Source organism: Luteibacter sp. P4_E6, assembly GCF_056401535.1.
This window is the reverse complement of the sequence record NZ_JBFUJE010000610.1, coordinates 1-2,174: the sequence shown is the minus strand read 5'-3', so window position 1 is coordinate 2,174 and position 2,174 is coordinate 1. Positions and strand designations below refer to the sequence as shown.

3 protein-coding genes and 1 pseudogene are annotated in these 2,174 nt (G+C 66.4%); 3 read left to right on the top strand and 1 reads right to left on the bottom strand.

Annotated elements, in window-relative coordinates:
• Positions 1 to 460, bottom strand: a 460-nt coding sequence (locus AC1DT2_RS21440; RefSeq protein WP_477298598.1) for an aminotransferase class I/II-fold pyridoxal phosphate-dependent enzyme, incomplete at its 3' end; no start/stop codon positions are given.
• Positions 461 to 496: 36 nt separating this feature from the next.
• Here AC1DT2_RS21440 and AC1DT2_RS21435 point away from each other — a divergent pair.
• From AC1DT2_RS21435 to AC1DT2_RS21425, 3 genes and pseudogenes are all read left to right on the top strand, one after another.
• Entirely contained in the window at positions 497 to 787 is a 291-nt protein-coding gene (locus tag AC1DT2_RS21435) for a GIY-YIG nuclease family protein (RefSeq protein ID WP_063572775.1), read from the top strand.
• Positions 784 to 1,680 carry a 2OG-Fe(II) oxygenase gene (locus AC1DT2_RS21430; RefSeq protein ID WP_477298597.1) on the top strand — a complete coding sequence of 299 codons (897 nt, stop codon included), beginning with the start codon at positions 784 to 786 and terminating at the stop codon, positions 1,678 to 1,680. The genes AC1DT2_RS21435 and AC1DT2_RS21430 overlap by 4 nt, the downstream gene beginning before the upstream one ends.
• An 87-nt stretch (positions 1,681 to 1,767) precedes the next feature.
• A pseudogene (locus tag AC1DT2_RS21425) lies at positions 1,768 to 2,174 on the top strand (M1 family metallopeptidase); the annotation flags it as partial.

Genomic DNA, 2,174 nt, shown 5'->3' with positions numbered 1-2,174 from the left:
TCGTCGAGGTGGTCGGGTTCTGCAGCGTGGGTTGCACGTACAGGCAGCGCGCGCCGGTCGTGTCGGCCAGGCGTTCGAGTTCGGCCGGCAGCATGCCGTCGCTATCCATGCCCACGCCGGCGACGTGAATGCCACGCGCCTCGGCGCTGGCCCGGAAGCCATGATAAGTGGACGATTCCACGAGGAGTGTGTCGCCGGGCGCGCAGGCTTCGTCCAGGGCGAGGGACAAGGCATGCCTCGCGCCGAGGGTGACGATCAGGCGGCGGGGGTCGACGACGACGTGGCCGCAGCGTCGGCGCATCCAGCCGGCGATCGCTTCGCGCGTGCCCAGACTGCCTTCCATCGATGGGTAGGCCAGCAGTGCTGAATTGACGGGAAAGACGGCCAGGGCAGCGGCCAGACGCTCCGCGGTGGCGTCTCGCAGCGGGAGGTTGACGGCCAGGTCGTAGTGGGCGTTCATCGAGCCATTGTAGGTGGCAGCGGTTACGCTTACGTCATGTGGTGCGTTTATCTCATCGAATGCCGCAACGGCGCCTGGTATGCGGGGATCACCAACGATCTGCCCGCGCGCTATGCCGCGCACGTCGCCGGGAAGGGTGCTCGCTACACGCGGGCCAATCCACCGGTACGCCTGCTCGGTTCGCGCGCCTTCGCCGACCGCTCCGCCGCCTCGAAAGCCGAGTGGGCGGTGAAGCGCTTGCCCAGGGCACGGAAACTCGCATGGTTGAACGAGGGCGACAGCGTGCCCTCGCACCCCACGTCGACCGCCGATAACGGCACAATGTGACCGAAAGCACCGCCACGACGCAGGAAAAGCATTTGCAAACGCGCTTCCACACCAAGGTGACGCAGGACTGGCAGGACTGGATTCGCGATGCCCTCGCCTCAGGGAACGCGCCGGCCGACCTGCTCCTGACCATGAAGGAAAACCAGTTCGACGAAGGCGTGGCCCGCGAGGCCATCGTCACCGCGTTGTTCGGGAGCGCGGTAGCCCCGGTGGCGGCGCACGCCTCGGCCCTGACACCGTTCCACGGTCGGCTGGCTGAGGGCCACGTGCTGCATACGCCCGATCGCGACGTTCGTGTCCTGCTGCGGATCGCTCGACCGACCATCGCCGTGCTGGATGGTGTGCTCAGCGACGAGGAATGCGATGCGTTGATGCACATGGCCGTCCCGCGGCTCGAGCGCTCGGCGGTAGTGGGTGTCGCTGACGGGGTGAACACCGTCATGGACATCCGCACCAGCGATGGCGCGTATTTCCAGCGCGCCGAGAACGAGCTGATCCGCCGTATCGATGCGCGTACTGCGGCGATCATGCGCTTGCCCGAAGACCGCGGTGAAGGACTTCAGGTGATGCGTTACGGCCTGGGTGGCGAATACCTGCCGCACTTCGACTACTTCGAACCGGGCGAGAAGGGCAGCCAGCCGCACCTTGCTACCGGCGGCCAGCGCGTGTCCACGCTGATCATGTACCTGCACGACGTCGAAGCCGGTGGGGAAACAATCTTTCCGCGCATTGATTTCAGTTACGTGCCGCGCAAGGGCCAGGCCCTGTACTTCGAGTACACGGACGCCGATGGCTCGCTCGATCCGCTATCCCTGCACGGCGGTGCGCCCGTGCTTCGGGGGGAGAAGTGGATCGTGACCAAGTGGATGCGCGAGCGCGCCTTCCCCGGCTGAGTTTTCTTCCCCGACCGTGACCTCTGGCCTATATCGGGCCGGGGTCGCAGCCAGCAATCTCGCGGGATAACAGGGGAGGGTGGATCCATGCGCCGTAAGGCAGCCAGAGTCGTTCGTTGCGTTGCGGTGGGCGCGTTATTAAGCGCCGCCGCTGCCTGGGCCCAGAATGGGGTGCCTCCGCCGCCTGCCGCGACACCTGCTGCGACGCCTGTCCCGGCGTTTCCCGCCGAGATTCCGTTTGCGTCGCCACACGCCGCCTCCGTCAGGACGCCCAGCGCGACGACGGCCTGGGGCGGTCCTCGCACCGGCAGTGAAGCGACGTTGTCCGACCGCGTCGTGTCGTATCGCATCCAGGCCCGTCTCGATCCCGAGAAGCACACGGTCGACGGCCAGCAGCAGCTGACCTGGCGCAATCGCAGCGATCGGCCGGTGAACGCGGTGTTCCTGCATCTTTACCTCAACGCCTTCGAGGGCCAGGGCAGTACCTTTTTTAC

Bases quoted from the DNA above. Each gene is read 5' to 3' on its own strand.
- AC1DT2_RS21435 (WP_063572775.1), top strand. From the start codon at position 497: ATGTGGTGCGTTTATCTCATCGAATGCCGCAACGGCGCCTGGTATGCG.